Origin of the sequence: Agarivorans sp. QJM3NY_33 (genome assembly GCF_050870865.2) — a bacterium.
GTDB lineage: Bacteria > Pseudomonadota > Gammaproteobacteria > Enterobacterales > Celerinatantimonadaceae > Agarivorans.
Genome location: NZ_CP194039.2, coordinates 4,405,022 through 4,424,457 on the forward strand (window position 1 = coordinate 4,405,022; position 19,436 = coordinate 4,424,457).

The 19,436-nt window shown below is 45.4% G+C and carries 18 protein-coding genes; 12 read left to right on the forward strand and 6 right to left on the reverse strand.

Features of this window, described 5'->3' with window-relative positions; all coding sequences use genetic code 11:
• Positions 1–85: 85 nt before the first annotated feature.
• The 8 genes from ACRRSY_RS19815 (at position 86) to ACRRSY_RS19850 (ending at position 11,402) form a co-directional block, all read left to right on the forward strand.
• A complete protein-coding gene (locus ACRRSY_RS19815; RefSeq protein ID WP_432455839.1) occupies positions 86–1,828 on the forward strand; it encodes a diguanylate cyclase in 1,743 nt (580 codons plus the stop codon).
• 263 nt (positions 1,829–2,091) lie between these two features.
• Positions 2,092–3,684, forward strand: coding sequence for a bifunctional phosphoribosylaminoimidazolecarboxamide formyltransferase/IMP cyclohydrolase (gene purH, locus ACRRSY_RS19820; RefSeq protein WP_432455838.1), 1,593 nt, complete (start codon positions 2,092–2,094; stop codon positions 3,682–3,684).
• An 87-nt stretch (positions 3,685–3,771) separates the two neighbouring features.
• Entirely contained in the window at positions 3,772–5,067 is a 1,296-nt protein-coding gene (purD, locus tag ACRRSY_RS19825) for a phosphoribosylamine--glycine ligase (RefSeq protein ID WP_432460241.1), read from the forward strand.
• Positions 5,068–5,215: 148 nt separating this feature from the next.
• Positions 5,216–5,812 carry a YitT family protein gene (locus tag ACRRSY_RS19830; RefSeq protein WP_432455836.1) on the forward strand — a complete coding sequence of 199 codons (597 nt, stop codon included), beginning with the start codon at positions 5,216–5,218 and terminating at the stop codon, positions 5,810–5,812.
• A gap of 8 nt (positions 5,813–5,820) precedes the next feature.
• On the forward strand, positions 5,821–7,038 hold the full coding sequence (locus ACRRSY_RS19835; RefSeq protein ID WP_432463873.1) for a class I SAM-dependent methyltransferase: 1,218 nt from the start codon (positions 5,821–5,823) through the stop codon (positions 7,036–7,038).
• 173 nt (positions 7,039–7,211) lie between these two features.
• Positions 7,212–8,735 (forward strand): succinylglutamate desuccinylase/aspartoacylase family protein, encoded by a 1,524-nt coding sequence (locus ACRRSY_RS19840; protein ID WP_432455834.1) that lies wholly within the window; start codon positions 7,212–7,214, stop codon positions 8,733–8,735.
• A gap of 54 nt (positions 8,736–8,789) precedes the next feature.
• Entirely contained in the window at positions 8,790–9,383 is a 594-nt protein-coding gene (locus tag ACRRSY_RS19845) for a DNA-3-methyladenine glycosylase I (protein WP_432455833.1), read from the forward strand.
• Positions 9,384–10,424: 1,041 nt separating this feature from the next.
• A complete protein-coding gene (locus ACRRSY_RS19850; protein ID WP_432455832.1) occupies positions 10,425–11,402 on the forward strand; it encodes an NADPH:quinone reductase in 978 nt (325 codons plus the stop codon).
• A gap of 225 nt (positions 11,403–11,627) precedes the next feature.
• Here the strand turns inward: ACRRSY_RS19850 and aqpZ are convergent, their stop codons facing one another.
• Positions 11,628–12,329 carry an aquaporin Z gene (aqpZ, locus tag ACRRSY_RS19855; RefSeq protein ID WP_432455831.1) on the reverse strand — a complete coding sequence of 234 codons (702 nt, stop codon included), beginning with the start codon at positions 12,327–12,329 and terminating at the stop codon, positions 11,628–11,630.
• A 262-nt stretch (positions 12,330–12,591) separates the two neighbouring features.
• Between aqpZ and ACRRSY_RS19860 the strand changes: the two genes are divergently transcribed.
• On the forward strand, positions 12,592–13,131 hold the full coding sequence (locus ACRRSY_RS19860) for a YfaZ family outer membrane protein (protein ID WP_432455830.1): 540 nt from the start codon (positions 12,592–12,594) through the stop codon (positions 13,129–13,131).
• 453 nt (positions 13,132–13,584) lie between these two features.
• Positions 13,585–15,258 (forward strand): 2-isopropylmalate synthase, encoded by a 1,674-nt coding sequence (leuA, locus tag ACRRSY_RS19865; protein ID WP_432463874.1) that lies wholly within the window; start codon positions 13,585–13,587, stop codon positions 15,256–15,258.
• Positions 15,259–15,295: 37 nt separating this feature from the next.
• Here leuA and ACRRSY_RS19870 read toward each other — a convergent pair whose 3' ends face one another.
• Positions 15,296–15,775 carry an FKBP-type peptidyl-prolyl cis-trans isomerase gene (locus tag ACRRSY_RS19870; RefSeq protein WP_432463875.1) on the reverse strand — a complete coding sequence of 160 codons (480 nt, stop codon included), beginning with the start codon at positions 15,773–15,775 and terminating at the stop codon, positions 15,296–15,298.
• A 235-nt stretch (positions 15,776–16,010) separates the two neighbouring features.
• Between ACRRSY_RS19870 and ACRRSY_RS19875 the strand changes: the two genes are divergently transcribed.
• On the forward strand, positions 16,011–16,445 hold the full coding sequence (locus tag ACRRSY_RS19875; protein ID WP_432463876.1) for a hypothetical protein: 435 nt from the start codon (positions 16,011–16,013) through the stop codon (positions 16,443–16,445).
• Here ACRRSY_RS19875 and ACRRSY_RS19880 read toward each other — a convergent pair.
• From ACRRSY_RS19880 to ACRRSY_RS19895, 4 genes are all read right to left on the reverse strand, one after another.
• The gene (locus tag ACRRSY_RS19880) at positions 16,415–16,786 is read right to left on the reverse strand and encodes a sirohydrochlorin chelatase (RefSeq protein ID WP_432460246.1); all 372 of its coding nucleotides are present in this window, start codon (positions 16,784–16,786) and stop codon (positions 16,415–16,417) included. The genes ACRRSY_RS19875 and ACRRSY_RS19880 overlap by 31 nt on opposite strands.
• A 539-nt stretch (positions 16,787–17,325) precedes the next feature.
• Positions 17,326–17,598, reverse strand: a complete 273-nt coding sequence (gene hupA / locus ACRRSY_RS19885) for a nucleoid-associated protein HU-alpha (protein WP_432455825.1) — start codon at positions 17,596–17,598, stop codon at positions 17,326–17,328.
• Between the two features lie 166 nt (positions 17,599–17,764).
• Entirely contained in the window at positions 17,765–18,349 is a 585-nt protein-coding gene (locus ACRRSY_RS19890; protein ID WP_432460247.1) for a YjaG family protein, read from the reverse strand.
• A 392-nt stretch (positions 18,350–18,741) separates the two neighbouring features.
• Positions 18,742–18,981 carry a TIGR02922 family protein gene (locus ACRRSY_RS19895; RefSeq protein WP_432455822.1) on the reverse strand — a complete coding sequence of 80 codons (240 nt, stop codon included), beginning with the start codon at positions 18,979–18,981 and terminating at the stop codon, positions 18,742–18,744.
• Between the two features lie 241 nt (positions 18,982–19,222).
• On the opposite strand from ACRRSY_RS19895, the gene ACRRSY_RS19900 reads away from it, so the two are divergent.
• Positions 19,223–19,435: a DUF4177 domain-containing protein gene (locus ACRRSY_RS19900; protein WP_432455821.1), complete on the forward strand. Its 213-nt coding sequence runs from the start codon at positions 19,223–19,225 to the stop codon at positions 19,433–19,435.
• The last annotated feature ends 1 nt before the right edge of the window (position 19,436 follow it).

A 19,436-nucleotide genomic window follows, 5' to 3' on the forward strand; every position in this document is an offset into this window, starting at 1 on the left:
CAGGAAAATTATTAAATATCAGTAATTTGAGCTAAACAGAGTCGGCGTCCATACTTAATGAACGCCGGCCAAATTAGCGACGAACATGCCAAATAAAGTCAGTCAAGTTATCAACAAGCGAACGAAGCCCAACGTGGTTAAGCTCGGCTTGGGTGCTGCCTTATTAGCCTTTTTCAGCCTCGCGATCCTCGCCATTGTATTTACTGCGCTAAACAATGTTGATCGTGAAATTAAAAACAAGGTAAAAAAATCTCTATTAACCACTCTGCATACCACCCAACAAGCTCAGCATATTTGGCTACAACACCGACTGACAGAATTAGATAACATCACCCGCTCTCAATCACTGCGCAGCATTGCGCAGACCTTCACTCGCAGTAAACCTAGTCCATCGCAGTTTGCCAAAGCAGAACAACAGCTGGCACAAAGTCTGCGTTTTATTATGGAAAGTTATCAAGATCAGAACTATTGGCTGACGCGCCGCAATGGCCAAATCCTCAGTTCGAACCTCACGCAGCAAACCACACGCCACCCTTTATTTGAATTAAGCTCACAAGCGATACAACGGGTATTAGCTGGTGAAACTCGTTTTATCACAGGCTCAGTCAAAACCGAGCGCGCCCCCCAAAGTCACATTTACTTTTGTTCACCAGTGTTCGATGAACAACGACAGGTGATTGCCGTTCTGATCATCGGTGCCGATCAACATAAACACTTTAATACGATCACCCAACTTGGCAACATCTGGGACAGCGGTGCAACTTATGCCTTTGATCAAAATGGTGTAATGCTTTCAAATTCTCGTTCCGACGAGCAACTTCATCGAGTCGGTTTGTTAGCGCCCGCACAAAGTGCCATCAACACCATTCGAATCACCGATCCCGGTAGCAATATCTTGGAGAGGCGAGACCAAAAACTATCTAAACTACCACTCACACTGATGGCACAAAGCGCCACTCGAGGGCAAACGGACTTCAATATAGAAGGTTACCGAGACTACCGAGGTATATTGGTATTAGGCGCTTGGAGTTGGCAAGCCAACTATGGCTTTGGCCTTGCCACCGAAATCGACAAATCCGAGGCATATAACGTTTATGGTAGAACCAAAAACATCGTATTAATTGGCATCATTAGTTCTTTAGTGGTGACTTTTAGCCTATTTATGTTGCTGTATATCAGCCTCCGTAACGGCAAGCGCAGCTTATATCAAGCCCAACTGGTATTAGAAGATAGGGTTAAACAACGAACCGCCAACCTAGAGGCGGCTCAGCAGCAACTGCGCGCCGCCTACCAAGAACTCGAGCAAGTATCTATCACTGATAGCCTCACCGGCATCCCCAATCGACGCTGCGCCGATACTTTTTTAAATAGTGAGTGGCGCCGCGCACAACGCGATGGATATCCGATCACTATTATGCTGATCGACATCGACCATTTTAAGCAATATAACGATCACTATGGTCATCCCGCGGGCGATATTTGCCTGGAGCTTGTCGCTAGAACCCTAATCGACAGCCAAATTTGTAAACGTCCGGGGGATCTAATTGCACGCTATGGTGGCGAAGAATTTATCGCCATATTAAGTAATAGCGATCAACAATATGCCACACTTGCCGCGAACAACTTACTTGAAGCCATCCGTAAAGCTGCCATCCCCCATAATTTCACTTTAGTTGAAGATCAAACCATGCTGACCATCAGTATTGGGGTATCCATTGCAGAAAACATCGACACCAGCCTTGAAAAAGTTGTGAGTTTAGCTGACCAAGCGCTGTACATCAGTAAACAAACTGGACGTAATCGCTATCACCTGAAACTCCCCCAATAGTGCAACTGAGCGGCTCCCCCAAGCTAAAATAAACCAATCCGTCCATTAATCACCACCTTGAACAGCAATCGAAGTTGCTGTTTTCACATAAATTTCAATAAAAAATAAGGACTAAACAATGCTACCTACGGATGATTAATCTACTAAAAATTGCACATTCTTAAGACTTTTCCTGTAAAATGCGCGCCTCAAACCTAAGTTGTTTATTTTTCGGGCAACTTGTACCGCTAGCGCACATAACTGCTAATGAGGATAAAACCCCAATGGAAAACGCTCGACCGATTCGACGTGCACTGATCAGTGTTTCAGATAAAACAGGCATCATCGAATTCTCTCGATCTTTAGCCCACCAAGGCGTAGAGATCTTATCTACTGGTGGCACCGCTAAATTACTGGCTGATAACGGCATCGCCGTGATTGAAGTCTCAAACTACACAGGCTTCCCAGAAATGATGGATGGACGGGTAAAAACACTCCATCCTAAAGTACACGGTGGCATTTTAGGTCGACGCGGCACCGATGACCAAGTCATGGCTGAACACGACATCAATGCCATTGATATGGTGGTGGTCAACCTTTACCCATTTGCAGCAACCGTGGCAAACCCAGATTGCAGCCTGGCCGATGCGGTAGAAAACATCGACATTGGCGGACCAACCATGGTGCGCAGTGCAGCGAAAAACCATAAAGACGTGACCATCGTGGTGAACGCTTCGGATTACGACCGCGTATTGGCAGAAATGGCTAATAACGATAAATCGTTAACTCAAGCCACTCGATTCGACCTCGCCATTGCCGCTTTCGAACACACCGCCGCCTACGACGGGATGATTGCAAACTACTTCGGTACCATGGTCCCAAGCTACGGCGACAACACCGAAGGTGATGAAGAAAGTAAGTTTCCACGAACATTTAATAGCCAATTCATTAAAAAGCAAGATATGCGCTATGGCGAAAACAGCCACCAAGCAGCCGCTTTTTATGTAGAAAAAAACATTGAAGAAGCCTCGGTATCGACTGCCACTCAGCTACAGGGTAAAGCCTTGTCATTCAACAACATCGCCGATACAGACGCCGCCCTTGAGTGTGTAAAAGAATTTGCTGAGCCATGTTGTGTCATCGTGAAACACGCCAATCCTTGCGGCGTTGCTTTAGGAGATGACATTCTGCAAGCTTACCAGCGCGCTTATCAAACCGATCCAACTTCAGCCTTTGGTGGCATTATCGCTTTTAACCGAGAACTCGATGCCGATACCGCCGAAGCCATTGTCTCTCGCCAATTTGTGGAAGTGATCATTGCACCTAAAGTTTCTGAAGCAGCAGCACAAATTGTTGCCGCGAAGAAGAATGTGCGTCTGCTGCAATGTGGCGAGTGGTCAACTAAAACCACCGGTTTACAACTGAAACGGGTAAATGGTGGTTTATTGGTGCAAGACCGCGATCAAGGCATGGTCGGTCAAGAAGAGCTAAGCGTCGTCAGCAAACGTCAACCCTCAGCAGAAGAACTACGTGACGCGCTATTCTGCTGGAAAGTGGCTAAATTCGTGAAATCGAATGCCATCGTTTACGCCAAAGGGAACATGACGATTGGGGTCGGTGCTGGCCAAATGAGCCGTGTATACAGTGCTAAAATCGCTGGTATCAAAGCCGCCGATGAAAATCTGGAAGTCGCCGGAAGCGTGATGGCATCCGATGCCTTCTTCCCGTTCCGCGATGGCATCGATGCCGCTGCCGAAGCGGGCATCACCTGCGTCATTCAACCCGGTGGCTCAATGCGTGATGACGAAGTCATCGCGGCTGCGGATGAACACGGCATGGCCATGCTATTCACCGGCATGCGCCACTTCTACCACTAAACGAATAACAGCCAGCCTTACGCTGGCTGTTTTATATTGTGGCTTGGCGTGACCAAGCCAGGTTTGCTCAGTATTGGATAAACAAAAATGAACGTACTTGTGATTGGCGGCGGTGGCCGTGAACATGCGCTGGCTTGGAAGGCCGCCCAGTCTCCTTTAGTTGATAAAGTCTTTGTGGCTCCCGGCAACGCTGGTTCGGCGCTTGAGCCAAAGCTGGAAAATGTTGCAATTAATGTTGAAGATATTGCCGGCCTACTGAGCTTTGCGCAACAGAACCAAGTTGAACTGACCATTGTCGGCCCTGAAGGCCCCTTAGTGATTGGCGTGGTGGATGCTTTTCGCGCTGCGGGTCTAAAGATCTTCGGCCCCACCGAAAAAGCAGCACAGCTTGAAGGCTCTAAATCTTTTACCAAAGATTTTTTAGCCCGTCACAACATCCCAACGGGTTACTACCAAACCTTTACCGAAGTTGAACCTGCCATTGCTTATGTTAAGCAGCAGGGCGCTCCCATCGTGGTAAAAGCCGATGGCTTAGCAGCAGGTAAAGGCGTGATTGTGGCGATGACCGAAGCCGAAGCAATCGCGGCAATCGAAGATATGCTCGCCGATAACGTCTTTGGTGAAGCAGGTTCACGCGTGGTAATTGAAGAGTTCTTAGATGGCGAAGAAGCTAGCTTCATCGTGATGGTGGATGGCAGCAACGTATTAGCCATGGCCACCAGCCAAGATCATAAACGAGTTGGCGACGGTGACAGCGGCTTAAATACCGGCGGCATGGGGGCTTACTCACCCGCACCAGTAGTAACGCCTGAAATTCACCAACGCATTATGGATCAAGTGATCATGCCGACAGTAAAAGGCATGGCTGCTGAAGGCAACGAATACACTGGTTTCTTATATGCTGGTTTGATGATCATGGCTGATGGCATGCCAAAAATCATCGAATATAACTGTCGCTTCGGAGATCCAGAAACCCAACCGATAATGATGCGAATGCAATCTGATATCGTTGAGCTATGTTTAGCCGCCGTTGATCGTAAACTCGATAGTAAAACTGCCGAATTTGACTCTCGTGCAGCCATGGGTGTGGTCCTCGCCGCTGCAGGCTACCCAGGTGATTACCCGAAAGGGGATGTGATTAACCTACCCAGCTTGAGCGAAGAAAGCCTAGACGCCAAAGTATTCCACGCAGGGACTAGCGAAAAAGACGGTCAGCTCCTGACTAGTGGCGGTCGAGTGCTGTGTGCTACCGCCTTAGGCAACAGCGTGACAGAGGCTCAAGCCAATGCCTACGCCTTAGTCAAAAAAGTGTCTTGGAACGGTATGTTCTATCGTCACGACATCGGCTACCGCGCTATCGCCCGAGAAAAAAGCCAAGGCTAAGCCTTAAGCTGAATGCTAATAACATATAAAACCACTAAATGATCGATATTTAGTGGTTTTTTTTGTATTTTTCACATGATGCAAAGCTTAATCTCAATATTACTCAAGCAGTGCTATTATTCACTGTCATCATTGCGAAGAGCGTAACATGGAAAAGCATAATTTATTAGAAGATGGTTTAGCCCTATTAATTGGCAGCCTGATGGTTTCCTTAGGACTATTTTTCTTTAAACAGACTCAATTACTCACTGGTGGTACCGCGGGTTTGGCTCTGTTATCCAGTCAATTTTTTAAGTTAAGCTTTGGTCAAATATTTTTACTCATTAACTTACCCTTTTTTATTTTGGGTTTTGCCAAGATGGGCAAAAGCTTCACTTTTCGCACCGTCGCTTGTGTATTGCTGGTCTCTTTGTTTACCGATTATATGCATCTGGTCCTCAGTGTTTCACATATTGAGAGAAGTTATGCATCACTCTGTGGCGGTTTCTTAATTGGCACTGGTATGCTGATCCTGATCCGCCATAAAGGCAGCTTAGGCGGGGTGAATATTCTAGCCTTATATTTACAACAACGTTTTAATATTCGTGCAGGTCAGGTGCAAATGGGGCTCGATATTATGATTGTTGCTGCCTCTTACTTCCTCGTCCCATTAAGCGTTTTACTATGGTCCATTGTTGGCGCGGTCGCGCTCAATATCGTGATATCATTGAATCACAAAAGTGGACGCTACCAAGGTCTATCTTAATTAAACCAATGACATTTACTTCTGCGTTCATCTCGGTAAAACAAACTCAGCGTTTGTTTGCTTGCTATGATCAATGGCTTACAGATTACCAAGACTATTGGCAATTCAGTCCTTTTGCCCATCACACATTCCCTTGGCCAAAGCCCTCACTCAAACACAGCTTAGAACAACTAAGCCTTGAGCAGCTGACCCAATTTGAACAACAGCCCACGCTGGCTAGAAGCTATTTTGCTGAGTATTTCCCAGAACTAACGCAAAACCAAGAATCATGGCCCTTAACGGTTCCTCAAACGCGCAGTTTAATCAGCCCATTTTGGTTGAGTAACGGTATTAAAGGCCGTAAATTGGAACAAATTGCAGCCTTTTGCCAACAATTACACGGCGAGACAAGACCAGTATTGGAGTGGTGTGCAGGCAAAGGTCACTTGGGGCGCTTCATTAGTTACCATCACCAGCTGCCCGTCACCAGCCTAGAGTGGCAGGCACCGCTCTGTGAAGAGGGGCAACAGTTGGCCCAAAAATTAAACTTAAGCCAACATTTTGAACACTGTGATGTATTAGCTGAGCCTCCCCAAGCCACGCTCAACAAGCAACAACATGTGGTGGCCTTACACGCTTGCGGTGAGTTGCACCTACAGCTACTTCGCTTAGCCAGTCAGCAGCGACCACAACGACTCAGCCTATGCCCCTGCTGCTATCACCTCATTAGTACTCCTTACTATCAGCCGCTCTCCGAGCAGGCTCAACAAAGCTCCCTTCAATTGAGTAAAGCGGACTTACGCTTGGCCGTGGCTCAGTCGGTTACCTCGGGTCAGCGGGTGCAAAACCTACGTCAAACCGAGATCCATTGGCGCTTAAGTTACCAATGTTTACGCGAGCAAGTGACTGGGCAAAGCGACTACCAAGCGTTGCCGTCGGTGGCGAAACACTGGTTTGCTCAAGGGAGTAGCTTTGCCGATTTTGCCCAATGGGCGAGTCAACAACACCAACTGGCGCTGCCAGAGTCCATCGACTGGGCAGATTATTTAAACCTAGGACGAGAGCGCCATCTTCAAGTACGTAAAAGTGAACTGATACAACAACTATTTAGACCCATCTTAGAGCGCTGGCTGATTCTGGACCGTTGCTTATTTTTACAAAAGCATGGCTATCAGCTAAAACTCGTGGAACTTTTCCCCTTTCAAACTAGTCCACGTAATGTACTCATTCAAGCCGAGTTGCCTTAGGGCGCTTCAACCGTAAGGCTCTAATCAATACCTTAAGTACTGTTTATTGGTTTTTAACCCTTGCGATATAGCCTCTGATCTAATAAGCAATAAGGCCTTTTACTGTGATAATTGTTACACTTACCAATATTGGATAGGTATCTATCCTTGACTCATTGATAACTGGAAACTTTATGTTGCTTCGTATCCCGCTATGCTTCACCTTGCTTTGCGTTAGTTCTATGCTGTTTGCCACCGAACAAGAAGAACAATATGAAGAAGCGCTCAATCCCGCACTTATTGAAAACGACACGGCATCGAGTGAACCACAACCAATCCCCGAGCCTAAACCAAACATCCTCCCAGAAACCGAGTCGAAGGGAAAGTCAGTCGAAGCAAACCCTACCGAGCTGGACCTGCAACAAAAGTCAGGCGATGACAAACAAGCTTTGCCGGCCCAACCCGAAAACATTATTCCGATAGTTGTTGGCAACGATCCGCTCTCGAGCAAAACTCAGAAAAATTTAGCCGAGCCGCCCCCAGAGCAAGCGACATGGGGACCGCTTCATTTACTCAATACCGAGCTCTCACCGAACAGCAAAGCCACCCTAGATTGGTTTTCCGGTCACCTGCCTGGTGGCTTCGAAATGGCCACCCCGGTCGTGGTATTGCATGGTAAAGAAGCAGGGCCAACCGTATGTTTAACTGCCGCGATCCATGGTGATGAGGTCAACGGGGTTGAAATTGCCCGCCGAGTCGTACAAAACCTAAAACCAGAAAATCTCAAAGGCAGCATTATCTCGGTTCCAGTGGTCAATATTGACGGACTATGGCGCAAAGATCGCTATATGTCAGACCGACGTGATCTTAACCGCGCCTTTCCTGGTAATGCTAACGGCTCAACCGCCTCTCGCGTCGCTTATAGCTTATTTACCAGCATTATCCGTCACTGTGACAGTGTCATTGATCTGCATTCTGGCTCAATGTTTCGGGAAAATGTGACCCAATTACGGGCCGATATCACTCTAACTTCGGTTGCGGAATTAACCAAACAATTTGGTGCGGTTTCGGTACTACAAAGCATTGCTCCCCCAGGCAGCTTACGTGGCGCAGCAACCGCCGCTGGGATCCCCGCGGTGGTGATGGAAGTGGGAGGTCCTTTCACCGTTGATGTAAAAATGGTTGAAACTGGCGTCAAAGCGCTACGCAGTTATTTAAGTTCCATCGGTATGTTGCCGCGCTCTTTCTTTTGGTCTTCACCACAACCGGTATTTTATGCCTCCGAGTGGCTGCGCTCTCGCCAAGGCGGGATCCTGATAAACAAAGTCAACCTAGGGCAAAAAGTAAACAAGGGGCAACTGTTAGGTGAAATTAGCAACCCGATTAATAATGAAATCGAGAATCTATACGCACCTTTCAATGCCGTCGTTCTTGGCCGTGCTCAGGACCAATTTGTCAGCGCTGGTTACGCTGTGTTTAACCTTGGTGAACGCCGAAGCATAGAAGCTCTTGAACAACAGGGTGAACAAGTGAAGAAAAAAGTTGTCGAGAATAATGCGGAACAGATGGGGCTAACACCCAGCCTAAACCAGAATGATGCCACCCCCCAAGTTACAGATGATGAGGCGACCACGCTGCCACCTAAACCCGAGAGCCCCTCGCGGCCAACACCAACGGGGCATCAAATCCCCGATATGGATGATGTTCCAGAAGATTAGCCAAGCCTTATCAAGGCGAGCAATAGCCAAGAATTCTTTTAAGGAGTAATCACGATGACCCAAGAGGCTTTAATCAAACGCTGCACATGGTGTGGTGACGCCCCAGATTATCAACATTATCACGACCATAGCTGGGGGCGGCCAGTTTATGACTCAAAAGAACTATTTGCTAAGCTCTGTTTAGATGGACAACAAGCCGGTTTGTCGTGGATAACCATTCTGCGTAAACAGCAAAACTACTATCAAGCCTTTGCTCAATTCCAACCAGACAAAATCGCTCAATACCAAGACCAAGACTGCGCCCGCTTAATGGAAAACAAAGGGATCGTACGCAATAAGCTTAAGATTAATTCCATTATTAAGAATGCCAGAGCCTATTTAGCGATAGAGGCACAAGGCCAAACTTTTAGCGACTATATTTGGAGCTTTGTAAACGGCAAAACCATTGTAAATCGCTATACCCATATGCAAGACATTCCAGCTGAAAGCCCAGAATCACAAGCAATGTCGAAAGCCTTAAAAAAAGCAGGATTTAATTTTGTTGGACCCACGATTTGTTATGCCTTTATGCAAGCGGTGGGTATGGTGAACGATCACCTGGTGGATTGCCATGTCTATCGAGAGTGTGTCGAGTTAGCCAAACGTTAAGCTGCTTCATACTGGCCAGAAGATGTTATAGCAATCTAATTAATTTACCGATAATCAGCCAGGAAGTGCAGTAGCTAGTGGCTCTAATGACAAGATACATCACGCAGTTAGCGGTGATCTAGGCTAGCAAAAATAGACCAGTAATGGTTAGATTAGTATTCGATGGGCTGCTCATCAGTCATCAATACGGTGAGTCGTAAGTGATTCGACCAAGGGCCTTATTCGCTCGCTGTTGAGCGCATGTGACTGGTTTCAGTCAATCTAAATAGAAGGTGATTTAGGCCACCCTGAACGGGGAAGCTTTCGCCTGATCGGCGATGATCTCTGTGTGACAATTATTGAGTGTTAGTATAACTGAACGAAGTCTTACAAATTAACGAGTTAACTCCGCGAAACGTTGTTCTTCAGTCTTTTTGTTTTGTAAGTAGCTTAATGCCACCAAACCCATTAATTCCATCATAATTTTTCTCTCTTTAGTAAAAGTTTAACTCAGTTGATCAACCAGATTAACGATTCAGTTGCTTAACACTGGCGTCATCGTGTTTTTTGTAACCTAGGTAGCTAAGGGCGACCAATCCAAATAAATCGTACATAATATTTTCCTTTTGCTTGTAAATGACTAGCGATTACGTTGCGCTTGGCTTTGTTGATTATTGTTTGCTTGTGATTGTAATGCGTAAAATAAACCAAATAATTCCATAATATGTTCACCTATTGTTTTGTTTGCTTCAATCTTAAAAGTCGCTAACTATGTAAAGTGTTTTTGTTAGTAACTTTCTCTCTTGGGATTAATATTATGCGACACAGCACACAATTAACATTACGTTTTTTCATTTTAGGATTACTAAATTTCACTTTAAGTAATTAAATTACCAAAAAATCATTTGAAAGGCTTTCCAAACCACAGCGCAGAGCGAATTTGTGAAAATTGTTAACTATTGTTTGATAAAAAATTTCGCAAGTATTTTCTTAAACCGTTACAAATGAGAAAACTTCGGTATGCTAATCCACTAACCGTCACTGCTATATAAGGGAGAAACGATGCAGGCAATACAAGCGCAATTCCATGGCGACCAACTGAAGCTCAATCAACTGCCAGACCTTGTTGCAAATCAACAACAAGTGCTAATCTCAGTCAAGGCTGCTGGGGTCAACCCAGTAGATACTTATATCGTAGCCGGTAGTAATAACTACACCGCCAACTTCCCACACACGCCTGGAAAAGATGCCGCAGGCGTGATCATTGCCGTGGGTGCTGACGTCACAGGCCTAAGTCCAGGACAACGAGTTTATTGCGCAGGAACACTCAGCGGTGCTAGCGCTGAACAGTGCTTGGCCAGCCCGCAACAGGTTTATCCTCTATCGAATCACTTAAGCTTCGAACAAGGTGCCTGTTTAGGTACACCATATGCTACAGCTTGGCGAGCTCTGTTTATTCGAGCCCATGCTCAAGCCGCAGAAACGGTGTTTATTCACGGCGCGAGCGGAGGCGTGGGGCTCGCCGCAATTCAACTCGCCAAAGCTGCGGGTTGTCGGGTTTTTGCCAGCGCTGGCAGCGAAGCCGGTTTAGCACTACTCAAACAACAAGGTGCCGATGTGGTGGTAAACCACCATCAAACGCAACACTACCAACAACTGCAACAAGCCGGTGGGGTGGATGTAATATTAGAGATGCTAGCCAATCAAAACTTAGGCGATGATCTACCGCTACTCAATGCAGGAGGACGCGTGGTTGTGATCGGTAGCCGAGGCAGTGTAGAGATTAATCCTCGAGATCTCATGGCTCGAGATGCTTGTATTATGGGAATGGCCTTAGCGCACGCCGATAGCGCACAGCTAAAACAGATCCATACGGCCCTTTATGCAGGTGCCGAAGCGGGATTTGTTCGCCCTGTGATAGGACAAAGTTTTGCTTTGGCCGAAACCAGCGCCGCTCATCAAGCCGTGATGCAAGCAGGCGCTCACGGCAATATTGTGATCGACACCCAGCAGACTAAGGATACCGTTAGTCACCAGTAACTCGACGACATAAATAGCCCGTCTCTCAATGGGTCCCGCTGCGACCACTCTCGATGCGCAGCGGCTCTAGAAATAAGGTAAACCTTGAGGGCTATTTTATAGACTCGAGGCGTGAGGCGAAAAAGTAAGCCTAAGAAATATTGCTTCCCCTACTCCCTCGACAACCAAAATCTGTTGATCCTTGGAATAACATGAGTGATGAAGGATCAACAGCCCAAGTCAAGTTCATTCTTTCTTCGCCGCAATTTGTTTATACATCAAACCAGCACAAACCGCCCCAACGAGTGGCGCAAGCCAAAACAACCATAATTGACTTAAGGCAATCCCACCTTCGATTAAGGCAGGCGCAGTGCTACGAGCCGGATTCACCGAGGTATTACTCACCGGAATAGATATTAAATGGATTAAAGTTAATCCCAAACCAATCGCCAAGGGTGCGCCCCCCACTGGTGCACGCTGATCAGTAGCCCCTAAAATGATGAATAAAAACATAAAGGTCATCACTATTTCACAAATAAAGGTTGCGACTAAACTATAGCCTCCTGGTGAATGCAGGCCGTAACCATTACTCGCCAAACCATGGCTAGCCAAATCATAATCAGCGCTACCACTGGCAATCAAGTACAAAATAATTGCGCCCACAAATCCGCCAAGTAACTGGGCACAAATATAAGGAAATACATCAAACTTAGAAAAACGCCCTGCCACCATTAAACCGATGGTGACCGCAGGATTAAGGTGACAACCAGAGATATGCCCAATGGCATAAGCCATGGTGAGAACGCTCAGACCAAAGGCTAGTGATACCCCAACCAGGCCAATCCCTACCTCAGGAAAAGTCGCCGCTAATACAGCACTACCACAGCCCCCTAAAACCAACCAAAAAGTACCAATCCCTTCTGCAACTAAACGATTGAATAACGGCATGTTTGCTCTCCTTTTCAAACATAGGCTTCACAGTAGCAACTTGCCACTGTCGCCTAAATATAGGCCACTCCTGCCAAGCCTACCGAGTTTTTACTCCCCTGCCCGTTCAGTTCGATACAGTTTCTCGCTTAACAGATACAAGACGAGAGAAATCGAAACAAATACAAAGAACTAAAAAAACACAACAGTAAAGACAAATATAAAAAATATAGCTACCATTGCCACACTTTAATCCGAAAAATAATTCATTAATAGGACGTTTATGTTTAGAACTTATATTTTAGCGGTTTACATCACCATACTCACTATTCCTACTGTCTATGCAAGTGAATTTAACTTTGAACTGAATGATGATGCCTTCAGAGCTGGTTTTACCAGCGCGATAGGGCCTGCAGCTGAGGTGTCGGCAAACTATATGTACTCTCGACCTGAAGGCGATTTAGCAGAGCTAGGGATCAAGGCAACCCACCAGCAGGACAATCATAAATTTGCAATTGGCACTAAGTTCAACAAATTGTGGGCAAATCATCACGCGAACGCGCATGCCGTAACCATTGGAGGAAACTACGCCATTCTCATTGCCCCAGATTTAACAATTTCAGGAAGTGCTTACTACGCACCTTCGGTGTTAGCCAGTCATGAATTAAGTCGTTACTACAACTTAGATGCAAGAGTGGCTTATTCGCTGATGCCCCATGCTAACGTGTACTTAGGTTACCGTAGCATTCAGTTTCACTATCGTTCTGCAAACGATTTAAGCTTTAATAAAGGTTTCTATATCGGCGCAGTAATTAAGTTCTAGTCCTCAGAGGCCTGTTATGTTCAGCTCTGAGATGAAAAACAGGCCAAGTGCGACGCCATTCCTGATGTTTCTTGATTCACCATCTAGTCCGTATCTATCTAGCCACAGCGCCTTCACTCGCGCCTAGCTCTTTTCAGCGTCGACAGTGAAGCAGAGCCCCCAAAACAAATGCCATAGCTTTAAAATTCAAGCAAAAGCTTGTAGAAGGGATAATAAAATCAAAAAGGCGTTATAAATTGAAATAAATAACCCTAAATCAACTTTATTAAACCATAACTCGCAAACACTCACTCAGCAGATCTCCTTATACTTTGTTCATCACTCTCCACTTGAGAATTTTAAATGAAATTACCATTTGCCATATTTCGATTAATTAGCCGTCAGCGCACTCTCTTGCCTCGCGCTGGCGGTCCATTGGGCTAAATTCATTCAATTCAACTGTAGAGATAAATCATGTCCACTTTTAATTATAAAAAATACCAAGCCTTTCAGAAGGTTCACTTACCTAATCGACAATGGCCCAATAACAGTATCAGTCAAGCACCACAGTGGTGTAGTGTGGATCTTCGCGATGGCAATCAGGCCTTGATTGAACCGATGTCGGTGGAACAGAAAAAAACCTTGTTTGCGCTTTTGGTGAAGCTCGGCTTTAAACAGATCGAGGTTGGTTTTCCTGCCGCATCAACCACCGACTACGATTTTGTGCGATGGTTAATCGAGACCAATCAGATCCCGGAAGATGTCTCCATTCAAGTATTAACTCAGGCCCGTTCGGGCTTAATCGAGCGCACATTTGAAGCACTAGCCGGAGCGAAAAACGCGATTGTGCACCTCTATAATTCAACCTCGAGAACACAGCGCGAGAAGGTATTCAAACTGGATAAAGCGGGTATCATTAACATAGCCGTCACTGGTGCAAAAGAACTACAGCGGCAGGCCGAATGTTACCCGGAGACTAATTGGCAATTTCAATATTCACCTGAAAGCTTTACTGGAACCGAACTCGATTTCTCGGTGGAAATTTGTAATGCGGTGGTTGCCCAGTGGCGTCCTTACACCAACAATAAAATAATCATTAATATTCCAGCCACAGTTGAAATGTCGATGCCTAATGTTTACGCCGATCAAATAGAATGGTTTATCCAGCACATCGACCATCGCCAAGATCTCGTGATTAGCCAGCATACCCACAATGACCGCGGCTGTGGGATCGCCGCAGCTGAATTGGGGCAACTTGCCGGAGCCGACCGAGTGGAGGGCACCTTACTCGGCAATGGCGAGCGCACCGGAAATATGGATATCGTGACGATGGCAATGAACCTATACAGTCAAGGGATAAATCCGGAGTTGGACTTGGCTAATATCGATGAAATAGTACAAGTGGTCAAACACTGTACCCAGTTGCCAGTACATCCACGTCATCCCTATGTTGGTGAATTGGTATTTACCGCTTTCTCTGGCAGCCATCAAGATGCCATTAAGAAATGTTTAGAACAGCAGCAAGCTGGCGCGCCTTGGGATGTGGCCTATTTACCGATCGATCCTAGTGACTTAGGTAGAGATTATCAGGAAGTGATCCGTATCAATAGCCAATCAGGCAAAGGCGGGATCGCCTATATCCTTGAGCGAGACTACGGCATTCAACTGCCTCGTTGGGCGCTCATTGAGTTTAGTGCAGTGGTACAACAAGACGCCGAAAAAACGGGTGAAGAAATCACCCCAGAAAAAATATGGCAGCTATTCCAGCAGACTTATTTAAAGCAAAGCCATGCCTATCAACTTGGCCACTACCAAATCAGCTACCAACAGCAAGAACATTTACAGGTTGTATTACAACGGGATGAGCAAACCTGCAGGATTGAAGCCAATGGCAATGGCGCACTGGCCGCCTTTGTCAACGGACTACAGCAGGAATTTGGCTTCACTATCGAGGTTCTCGACTACACTGAACATGCCTTAAGTAGAGGAGCTGAAGCGGAAGCGGTATGTTACATTCAAACTAAGATCGCGAATAAACGCTATCTTGGGGTCGCCATCGATAAAGACATTCTCACCGCAAGCTTAAAAGCGATGTTATGTGCCTTAAATCAAGAGCTGAGCATATCCGCTCAGCTGGAAATGGTCTAGTTAGCTGCGCCATCTGATGTACGCTCAGCCATAAGACTTAGTGGTGATGCCCACCCGCACCGTGGGCATGACCATGCGCCAATTCTTCAGCGCTTGCTGGACGAGCCTCAATTAATTTGATAGCAAAGTCGAGATGTTTACCCGCGTAGGGATGATTGGTATCAACGGTCGCCATAAACTTCCCAACCTTAACCACGGTTACCTGACGAGGGCCTTGCTCAGTTTCCAAGAGCGCAGCCATCCCAGCTTTCCAATGCTTAGCGCCTTGCAAGTGTTTTACCGACACGCGCTGCTTTGCATTTTCATCACGCACACCGTAGCCATCTTCAGGCGCCAAACTTAGCTTGATTTCTGCGCCAGCTTCTAGGCCTTCTAAGGCCTGTTCAATCGCAGGAATCATCGAATTATGGCCGTGCAGGTAAGCGACCGCATCTTGGTCGGTCGCTTCCAATAACGCGCCGTCGGTTTCATGCAGAGTATATTCAAAACGCACCACACTATCTTTTACAACTTTCATGGTCTTCTCTCAAGATGGAAATGTTGCGCTACTACAGCAGAATCGGCGGAGTTTGCCAAGTATTATAGTTATCTTAGGGAAAATGGAAGTAAACAATAGCGAAACGTATTTGTGTACAGCTCAACAAATTAATGTATAACTATTGACCAGCATTCACCGATCAGCCAGTATATTCATAGGAAGCCTATACAATGTCGTAAATCAACAAGGAGGTTACTACCGAGAGAAGTTGATTGTGAGTATAGATAGCAGCATAAACACCCCAGACGATTACAAATTTCAGTGCTCTACATCTAACGAGTTAGCTGAAGCCCTATTTTCTCTACATTCCCTCCCTAGCCAAGCGAATATCGATGAATTGGCTCAACTGAGTTTACAAGTCAGACAATTAAGCCCAGTAAAGCAGCTCAAGCGACTGCATCATGCAGCAGAGCAACAACAACTATTTAAGTGCTTCACTGCTAGTCCTTGGTTTTTTCAAGAAGGTGCCGACTATTTATATCGCCCAGAGCTATTGCTGAATGCGCCACTGACTCAAGTAATTTTGTTGCTTAAAGAAACCTTAGGTCATCGCCATTGGCACAACTTATTACAAATGGCACATCCTCATTATGTTCCGCAGTTACTGGCACGCTTACGTCAATTTGCCACGGATTGTTCTAGGGATTGACACACAAATGTAGCTAAGCCATCAAACCCTCCCAAGTGTGGTAACAAGGTGATGTTTAAGCCCGCATGACTTGCTTCAGCTTGCTGAATAATTCTTGGTAAATCATTCACCACATGCGTACCCGCAGCCAAAAAATGAGGATATAAGGTAATGTTAACAATACCGGCAGCGACACACATATTGATCTGCTGACTAATTGATGGTTCGACTAATTCTAAAAATGCCGCATGAGTTTGCTGATAGCTAGGCAGCTGCCCTGCCATTTGAGCCGCTAAGTCAATCACTTCTTGATTCGATTGCTGACGGCGGCTGCCATGAGCGACAACTAATAACGCTTTCATATACTTCCTTAATTTAGAATTCAACGATGCCAAAGATTCATCACCGCCAGAAAGAGATACCCAATAATACCAATCTGATTCACTATATGAACAACTTATTGCGTAGAATAAATCTGCCGATAACGAGGCATCGAATGCAGTAACTAGTGGCTCTAATTACAAAATACATGACGCAATTAGCGGTGATTTAGGCCAGCAAAAATCAACAAATAATGACTTAGATTGATATAAGCCTTCACTGAAATAAACAGAAATGCCAATGCAGCTAAGACAGCTAAGACAGCTAAGACAGCATGACTATATTGGAAAAGGTCGTGGAGAGGAAAGTCTAAAGGAGAGCGGTGAGAAAAGAAACACTAGCCCTTAAAGGGCTAGAGCTAGGGGTTAAACTTTCGAGATCCATCATCAGCACTTAAAGCTTTATGGAGCGCTATTGGCTTAGCGGCCTAAGCTAGATACCGCTCGTCGTGACGAAAATGTTTTTATCTCGAACAAAAATCAAGCACGAAAGCTCAACATGCCCTAGTGTCAAAGCGCTATTATTTAACAGCTTCTTTTAAAGCTTTACCAGCGACGAACGCAGGTACATTAGCAGCAGCAATTTGGATCTCAGCACCAGTCTGAGGATTACGACCGGTACGTGCTGCACGGTGGTTAACTTTGAATGTACCAAAGCCGATTAGCTGAACTTGATCGCCTTCTTTAAGTGCGTCGGTCACAGCACCTAAAGTTGATTCCAAAGCCAATTTAGCTTGAGCTTTTGATAGGTCAGCTTTTTCTGCAATCGCATCAATGAGTTCAGTTTTATTCATAATATCTAAATCCTTTACGTTCGTTTAAATAATCCAGCTTCACTTTAAGAGAAAAAAAAACCCTGCGCAAAGAATTTTTCCACTTTCACGCCTTATTTGACGGGGCTTTAACCAATTTATGCGTAAATAGTCACAAAATCATCCATAATCTTGGCGACGACACCATTTAATTGTCTTCTAAACAGATCCCCAGATTACTCACACCTTGGTTCAACGCGAAGGTTTTCAAAATTTCTACCCCCGATTTCCCTTTCTCTAAATGGTCGATCATATCCAGTAAATCAGTTTGAAATTCTAGCTCTTGTTGGACTAAGTCTTGCCGCAGCATCGCATCTTCATCGAGTTCCCCCAACTGCAATTCTAAGAGGCTCAAAACACTCGCTAAGGAAGTCTGACTAGCTTGTTCTGCTTCCTGGCCTGTCGGCTCAAGTAAACAACTCAATAAGCATTCAACCACCACACAACAATCTAACGCTGGATATACTCCATACATGTCAAACAATTGAGGATCTGGGATCAGCGTTTCGAAGCGCTCTCGCTGAACCGAAAAGTTAATTTTAGTTTGCGGGTGCAAAGCACTTTCCCAAAATAACGCCAGTAAACGACGAAAATCAGCCTCATGAACTTGTTCTGTCGCCTGACAAAACAATAAATAATTAGGCGACATTCGCTGAAGTAGGGCCAAACAATATAAGGATTGCTGCTTAGTCGATAACTTCGCTAAGCGGTCGAGATCACAAGGGGTTAGCATTATTTGCTCCACACTAAGTAAAACGATTAAGGTCATCAAATGCTGATTAGCTTACCATCAACCGCCCTGGTTCACTAAATTTTGAGCCCCCGGTGAGGCTCGATAATACAGATGACAATAAGAAAATATGAGCTGAAAATCATCCGCAGAGGAATTGACCTAGCCACTTCTGAAAGCGTAATTTTTTGCGATATGCCCCTTGGGACATAAAATATGCAGCAAGCCCGCAAGCGATGAGCTCGTAACTGAACGGAATAAATGGCTAGGAGATTAACTTAACAACTCAGACCAAATATTGAGAGCGACTATTTGGTAAATTGCTAGTTTTTGCAAGAGTATAAAAAACAATGAACCGCGATAGTCACTCGCGGTTCATCTACGGTGGAATAGATTTATTCCCCTCCATCATCAAAGGCAATTTGCTTCTCTAAGTCAAAAGCCGCGAAAGCCCGGTCTCCTAAAGAGTTCAGAACCTTCACCTCACCTTCCAAAATAGCGATAATAATCTTCCCAGCTTTCTTTTCGTTAGGGATAACCACTCGACCTTTTTCACTCTGACCTAAATCAGACAAAACCTGCTGCTGTAACAACAAGGGATTATCTTCGTCGTAATACAGCATCGTTACTTTCATAGCTTATCCCTAACAATTGAGGGTTAATGAATTCAATTTGAAACCCCATATGGCAATCGCAGTATTATATAACAAATATGTAACGTCAACCAAAGTAGTCTCATTCTCTCGCCCTGCTTCACGGCACAAGGGCCCCCTTTCGAGCAAACTTAACCCACACTTGTGATTGAACTATAACTATGGTTTTGACTATAAGCTTAGCTTATAGTCAGCCAATTACTATTTTAGATTAGGAATCATCATGGCTTATCAAGAATACAAAGTTATCGCTATTACCGAAGGTGCCTTAGGGACCTTATTTCTTGGCGCTTCCGGTATGCCCTTGCAAAAAGTAGAGGCAACGCTTAACAAAGAAGCCAGCAATGGCTGGCAATTAGTATTTCAAGTAATTGAAAATAGACGATTTTGGCTATTTTGGTCTAGAGAAACAGTGATCGTCACCTTAGGTCGCTAAA

Bases quoted from the DNA above. Each gene is read 5' to 3' on its own strand.
- ACRRSY_RS19900 (WP_432455821.1), top strand. From the start codon at position 19,223: ATGGCTTATCAAGAATACAAAGTTATCGCTATTACCGAAGGTGCCTTA.
- ACRRSY_RS19860 (WP_432455830.1), top strand. From the start codon at position 12,592: ATGTTTAGAACTTATATTTTAGCGGTTTACATCACCATACTCACTATT.
- ACRRSY_RS19870 (WP_432463875.1), bottom strand. From the start codon at position 15,775: ATGAAAGTTGTAAAAGATAGTGTGGTGCGTTTTGAATATACTCTGCAT.
- leuA (WP_432463874.1), top strand. From the start codon at position 13,585: ATGTCCACTTTTAATTATAAAAAATACCAAGCCTTTCAGAAGGTTCAC.
- ACRRSY_RS19835 (WP_432463873.1), top strand. From the start codon at position 5,821: ATGACATTTACTTCTGCGTTCATCTCGGTAAAACAAACTCAGCGTTTG.
- hupA (WP_432455825.1), bottom strand. From the start codon at position 17,598: ATGAATAAAACTGAACTCATTGATGCGATTGCAGAAAAAGCTGACCTA.
- purD (WP_432460241.1), top strand. From the start codon at position 3,772: ATGAACGTACTTGTGATTGGCGGCGGTGGCCGTGAACATGCGCTGGCT.
- ACRRSY_RS19815 (WP_432455839.1), top strand. From the start codon at position 86: ATGCCAAATAAAGTCAGTCAAGTTATCAACAAGCGAACGAAGCCCAAC.
- ACRRSY_RS19890 (WP_432460247.1), bottom strand. From the start codon at position 18,349: ATGCTAACCCCTTGTGATCTCGACCGCTTAGCGAAGTTATCGACTAAG.
- ACRRSY_RS19845 (WP_432455833.1), top strand. From the start codon at position 8,790: ATGACCCAAGAGGCTTTAATCAAACGCTGCACATGGTGTGGTGACGCC.
- ACRRSY_RS19850 (WP_432455832.1), top strand. From the start codon at position 10,425: ATGCAGGCAATACAAGCGCAATTCCATGGCGACCAACTGAAGCTCAAT.
- purH (WP_432455838.1), top strand. From the start codon at position 2,092: ATGGAAAACGCTCGACCGATTCGACGTGCACTGATCAGTGTTTCAGAT.
- ACRRSY_RS19895 (WP_432455822.1), bottom strand. From the start codon at position 18,981: ATGAAAGTAACGATGCTGTATTACGACGAAGATAATCCCTTGTTGTTA.
- ACRRSY_RS19880 (WP_432460246.1), bottom strand. From the start codon at position 16,786: ATGAAAGCGTTATTAGTTGTCGCTCATGGCAGCCGCCGTCAGCAATCG.
- ACRRSY_RS19830 (WP_432455836.1), top strand. From the start codon at position 5,216: ATGGAAAAGCATAATTTATTAGAAGATGGTTTAGCCCTATTAATTGGC.
- ACRRSY_RS19840 (WP_432455834.1), top strand. From the start codon at position 7,212: ATGTTGCTTCGTATCCCGCTATGCTTCACCTTGCTTTGCGTTAGTTCT.
- aqpZ (WP_432455831.1), bottom strand. From the start codon at position 12,329: ATGCCGTTATTCAATCGTTTAGTTGCAGAAGGGATTGGTACTTTTTGG.